Source organism: uncultured Eudoraea sp., assembly GCF_947258525.1.
Taxonomy (GTDB): Bacteria; Bacteroidota; Bacteroidia; order Flavobacteriales; family Flavobacteriaceae; genus Eudoraea.
In genome coordinates this window covers 23,533-29,623 of the sequence record NZ_CAMYIP010000155.1, presented here as the reverse complement: position 1 = coordinate 29,623, position 6,091 = coordinate 23,533, and the positions used below count along the sequence as shown (strand labels likewise).

The window sequence follows — 6,091 nt, the reverse complement described above, 5'->3', positions numbered from 1 at the left end:
GTTCGTAGACTATTGGTAAGGCTAATTGTCCTGGTAACACATGTGCTAAAACCAATGCAATAATCTGTACCGGGGACATCATTATCCATGGTTTTTGGAATGGCCATAACCTTCACACCCTTTTTGAACAAATGAACCGCATAGCTAAGGGTATCATCCCCACCAATAGCAATCAAATAGTCAACACCGAGCCAATCAAGATTTTTAATTACCTCAGGTGTTAGATCATTTAGCTCTTTGTCATAGGAATCCCTTAAATGAGCCGGTACCATTAATTTTGAAACATGACTTGCCCTGGTCCTTGATGTATGAAGGAAAGTTCCCCCGGTTCTTGCAGCTTTGTTTACCACAACCTGCGAAAGTTCTGTGAAATTATTGCTGTTATCGTGCTTATTGTCTCGAACAATATCTATTAAGCCTCCCCACCCTCTTCTAAATCCAATTACTCTAACATCTCCGCCGCCGGTTAAAATACCGATAGTGCCTTTACTTTTCTTAGTTTTTGCCATGTTATATTCTAATTAAATTTTCAATTCAATTCACTTAATTCCTTGAATTGTTAAAGTAGTAAATTATGACGATAATCTTCTTATTGTTGGGCAAAAAAACTCTAAAATCAACCTAAAAAATGTATTAATCGGCGTATCTTTATATGTCGATTGAAAACACAATAATTATGTCATTTAATATTGAGAAAATTTTAGGCAAAGAAGCTAATTACCTGTTAGATCACAAGTGTAACACGGTAAAAAAAGAACATCTACATCTACCCGGTCCGGATTTCGTGGATCGTGTTATGACCTCTTCAGACAGAAATCCTGTCGTACTCCGAAATATGCAAACTCTTTTCAATAACGGACGTATGGGTGGTACAGGATATGTTTCTATTCTTCCTGTGGATCAGGGTATAGAACATACAGCGGGTGCATCATTTGCGCCAAATCCCATTTATTTTGATCCTGAGAAGATTGTTGAACTTGCTATAGAAGGAGGTTGTAATGCTGTTGCTTCTACCCTCGGCGTTCTGGGCTCTGTTTCAAGAAAGTATGCACATAAGATTCCATTTCTTCTTAAGTTGAACCATAATGAATTACTGACATACCCTAATAAATTTGATCAGATTATGTTTGCGAGTGTAAATCAGGCTTTTGAAATGGGGTGTATTGCTGTTGGTGCAACAATATACTATGGCTCAGAAGAAAGTACCAGACAAATTCAGGAAGTTACTGAGGCTTTTGAATATGCTCATGAACTTGGAATGGCAACTGTCTTATGGGCTTATCTCCGTAATCCTGGCTTTAAAAAAGACGGTAAGGACTATCATGTTTCTGCAGATGTAACCGGGCAAGCCAATCATTTGGCGTCCACTATTCAGGCAGATATAGTAAAACAAAAGCAGGCTGAAAATAACGGAGGTTTCAAAGCCATAAATTTTGCCAAAACACACGAGAAAGTATACTCAGAATTAACCACTGACCATCCAATTGATCTTACCAGATACCAAGTGGCGAATTGTCTTATGGGAAGGGCCGGCTTAATAAATTCCGGAGGTTCGTCCGGAGAAAACGATTTGGCTCAGGCTGTAAAAACTGCCGTAATTAATAAACGTGCCGGCGGTATGGGGTTAATATCCGGAAGAAAAGCTTTCCAAAAACCAATGGCCGAAGGAGTTGAACTTTTAAATGCAATTCAAGATGTATATTTAGATGATAAAATTACAATTGCTTGATTATTAATATTTTAATATAGCTTATACAAATATAATTTAATCATAAATTACAAATCGCTTGATAAAACACCTCTGAAAAACGGGGTGTTTTTTTATACGTGCTACTCAGATTTAGGAATCATAGTTTGGGAGCATTAGGCTTAGAATAAAATCTTATTAAACTATCGTTACCCATGACAGCATTAGGCACCGTAGCTGATGCCTGAGGCTCCTCTTCTACTGCTTTCTTCTTATTGCCAAATATTTTTTTCATTAGTTCTTTGAAACTATTGAAATCTACCTCATACGAAATACCAATCCCCTGGGTATATCCCTGCTGTTCTGATAAAAAACTCCGAACCTGCCATTAAATAAAACTTTGTCACTTATTTGGGTAGATACCGTGACACCTATTCTGTCTTCCGTAGAAATATCATTAGGATCCAGATAACCTTGCTCGTAGGTAACGCCAAAATCAAATTTATCATTGTTATCATCAAGAACCTGGTTTAATAAGCCGGAAGCGGTTTGAATTAAGTTTCCGGTGATGGCCTGCTGATTTATGCCCGTTCCTTCACTTACAAAAGTTCCCTGGGCTAATAGAAAAAATGCATTTCGCTCTTCGATAGTAGGATCCTGAAGCCTGTATTCCAATTCAGATTTTACTGTTGAACTTGTACCCGGAAATTCAATATCCAAATCTATTGTAGGTCTTTCTAATTGATCTGTAAGCCTGATGATCACATCCGTAGGGATACGCCTGCTGTATCCTGCATTATCCAGCAACGGAGCCGGATTTGCGTTCAGGGAATATACAGCTTCCATGTCCAGTGTGGCCTCTAGGGGAGATCCATCCCATACTATGCTTCCTCCCGGTTTAACGCTAAAAGTACGATCAATAATTCCCCCAAATTTGTAATTATATTCACCTGTCACAACCACAAAATCGCCAAACATATTAAACTTGCCATTGGTGTTAATCTCAATATAAACAAGACCTGCCCCTGTTCCCTTCAATGAACTTCCGGTCTGAGGATCAACTACAATTTCTACTTCCGCATCAGGAGTAACATCTAAATCGAATCTTAATTCTAAACCATCGTATGCTTTTAACTGACGTTCCAAATCAATACTTTCATCTTCATTTTTATTGATAAAAGTGATAAAAGAATAATCCCCTACAGAGGTTACATCGCTTATAGGTATTTTTAACGATGTCCCTCTGGCCGTAGAACCTTCGAAATCAATATTCAGTGCAGTAGACGGACCAAATATTCGTCCTGTGCCATTTACAAAGCCGGAGCCATAGTAGAGTTCATCTTCATCAAATTCAGTATTGAGTATTAAAAACCTATCGTTTAAGGTATTTATGTCTAAATCAAAATTCCATTTCTTAAAGAAATTATGCGTTATTGTTCCATCTAAAACAGCCTGTGTATTCAAGCTTACATCGGTTAGCGTTATATTCTGAAAGTTAAAGGTCTGATCATATAATCGTATCGCCGAATTTGCACCAAAATCGTAGTCCACATTGAGATAAGGTACAGAAAGACCGGCATTATTCATGGTTAAAAGACCATCAATGTATGGGTTTCTTAAATCTCCTATAATTTGAGCAGTGCCATTGAGCTCCCCGCGAATATTGGATACAATATCCTTGCCCAAGGGACTAAAGGGTTCCATATTAAAATTACTGAATGTTGCCACCAGATCTGCCTGAGGTATTTCTGCACCCCTTGTCACCTTGCCAAAAACACCAAACTTCTCCAAACCGTTTTCCTTAATTTGAGAATTTACAGAAAATTCAGAAAGGTCACGGTTTCCGACAACACCAATAGTCAGATTGCCCAGATCTATGTCGTTTACACTAAATTTAGAAATGTCCAAATTACATACAGGCAAATAAATATTGTCTTTTTGAAGTACGTTGAGTGTACCATTAATTTCACCTTTCAGATTAAGGCTATCAATTGCAGGGGTTATTTTGTTCAGAGAGACAATTTTAAATTGAAGTTCAAGATCCTTGTATGTGGAATCTGCAAGCTGGCCCCTTAACCTAATTTGTTCCCTGTTATCGTTATTCATTACTATTTCTTCAATAGTTATGCTATCCAGGGTACTATTCACAATTACTTTGTTCTTGCTATTGCTTTCCCGATTCAGAATCCACGTATTACCCTTAAAGCTGACATCCGATTTTTTTAAGCCTATTACAGATTTATTACCAGGGTTGAACGTATGGTAAAAATTCAGATTGTAACTATCATCATACTCACTGCCTCCCTTAAATTCCGTTCTAAAAAAGAGTGTGTCATTTAAAGTGGTATTAATCAAATTAAAATCTTTGACATCATAATATGGGGTGGAAACATCCTGAACTGCGAGATAGGTATTAAAAAGAGGGTTTTTGTTATCAATCCTGAAATCAATGCTGTCTAATTCATTACCGTAAGCTGAAATATAAGGCGATTTAAAATTGAGTTTAAAGTCTCCCTGATCCGCATTAATATTACCCCGGATAAAAGTATTGGGGCCAAAAGCAACCTCAGGAAAGAAAACTTCAACTATTTTATTGTAAATCTTAAAATTAAATGCCATTTCCTGACCTCCTGAAATTTCAAATGGTTTGTAATTTGTATAAATACTACCAATAGAATTTCTGACCAGACGACCAAGTTCCCTTACTTTAAATTTACCCTTCATAAATCCGGTAATTATATCCGGAGAATTAATTTCTATTGTCCTGGTGGAATCTTCAGAAAATGTGGATTCAATTTCGAAATCCTCAAAGTAATAGGTGTTATTTATATTCTGGTAACTTGTCTTTGTAAACTTTATATCCCCCTCAATACTTTGAAAAGAACTACCCGTAATGTCCATATTTACGTTACCCTTAAATATGGAAACGCTGTCATCTATAAAATTTAATATTTTGAGATCTGCATAATCCACCGAGGCATTGAAGTTAAAACTACTTTTGTCTGAACTAAAATCTGCCAGTCCCTCAAAACTAAACTTCAGGTTCTCATCATTACTTATTAAAGACCCATCAAATAGTTGATCCTTTAATATTCCTGATATCCTTACATCCTGATAATCGTAATTATTGAAATTAACACTATACACTTGTCCAAAAACTTCGGTATTCAGATTCTTACTTACAAAACCTTTGCCCACAACATTTACGTCGACGGTTGTTTTACCCAGACTTTTTTTATCAATAAATCGACCTAAATCAAAATCAATCAGGGATACAAATCCTTTGTAACTCGCATTGTCAATATTATTTATTTCTGAAAGGGTAAGATCCACATAGCTGCTGCCTATAGCTGTTCTAAGGTTTGCCCGGGTTTCAATAGATTTTTGGGTAATAAAAGTTTCGCCCCGAACGGTAAATTGTCCCAATTTTTGAAAAATAGAGGGTAGTGATTTACCCAAAATTTGAGGCATCAAGGATCTTAGCTCGTAATAGCTGGTTGAAATATCTTTAATCTGAGCATCGAGCTCAAAAGGACCCCCTTTTGTAAATAGATTTTTAAAATTAAAATCTCCTCTAATCCCTGTATTATCCGATTGCAGAAACAAGCGTTCTACATTCAAGTCATTTAAAACTCCATTCACATTTGCAGAAAAATTCACCAATTTGTCCGACCCGAATTGGTTCCACAACAAATTTATTTCGTCCAAGGCAACCGAGGAATCTGTAAAATCTGCATTTAGATTTACCTTGTCTACAAATTGCACAAGATCTTCCCGGATATAATTAAATTCCAGATTACCAATAATATTTGATTTTGGGGTTCGGATTTGCAGTGAATCAAATTGCATTAGTTCCCTGGTATACTTAAAGCTTGTAGAGAGTTTTTCAACATCGATCCCGAGTGTACTTTTAAATGATAAATCTTCGATGACTGTTGTGACATCCGGTCCTAATATCAAGAAATCAGTAGCTTCTATGTTCAGGTCTCTGAAGTTTAAAACCTCTACTTTTTCCTTATTCATGTCCGTTAACCGGAATGTGCTATTATTTATTTGTACGTCAGATGAACTAAAAAAGAAAGGCGGTTTGTTGGGATCTCTGGGCTTTTTGTCATCTAACTTATCTACAAAAACACCTAAATTATTATCATCTTCGCCTTCATATGTTTTTAGATTAAAAAGAAGACCTTCGATATCTATATCTCCAAATTGCAATTTCCCATTAACAAGATTTCGAACACTCAAGATGGAGGTAGAAAGTTCCTGAATATATATAAGCGTGTCCTGCTTATAATCTTCAACATAAACATCCTTAATTGCAGTGTCCCATGTAATAAGCGATATTCTAAGTCTGTCTATATTGATATTGGTGCCAAACTCCTTGTTCAAAGTTTTGGTGGCATA

At 36.4% G+C, this 6,091-nt stretch carries 4 protein-coding genes; 1 reads left to right on the top strand and 3 read right to left on the bottom strand.

Annotated elements, in window-relative coordinates; genetic code table 11:
• Window positions 1-509: 6-phosphofructokinase (locus Q0X89_RS11455; RefSeq protein ID WP_297694254.1), on the bottom strand; the 509-nt coding region annotated here is incomplete at its 3' end.
• Between the two features lie 167 nt (window positions 510-676).
• Between Q0X89_RS11455 and Q0X89_RS11450 the strand changes: the two genes are divergently transcribed.
• Entirely contained in the window at window positions 677-1,729 is a 1,053-nt protein-coding gene (locus tag Q0X89_RS11450; RefSeq protein ID WP_297694252.1) for a class I fructose-bisphosphate aldolase, read from the top strand.
• Window positions 1,730-1,847: 118 nt separating this feature from the next.
• On the opposite strand, the gene Q0X89_RS18090 is transcribed toward Q0X89_RS11450, so the two are convergent.
• Together Q0X89_RS18090 and Q0X89_RS11445 are read right to left on the bottom strand one after the other, a co-directional pair.
• Window positions 1,848-1,982 (bottom strand): hypothetical protein, encoded by a 135-nt coding sequence (locus Q0X89_RS18090; RefSeq protein ID WP_367177052.1) that lies wholly within the window; start codon window positions 1,980-1,982, stop codon window positions 1,848-1,850.
• 23 nt (window positions 1,983-2,005) lie between these two features.
• Entirely contained in the window at window positions 2,006-6,076 is a 4,071-nt protein-coding gene (locus Q0X89_RS11445; RefSeq protein ID WP_367177051.1) for a translocation/assembly module TamB domain-containing protein, read from the bottom strand.
• Window positions 6,077-6,091: the final 15 nt, after the last annotated feature.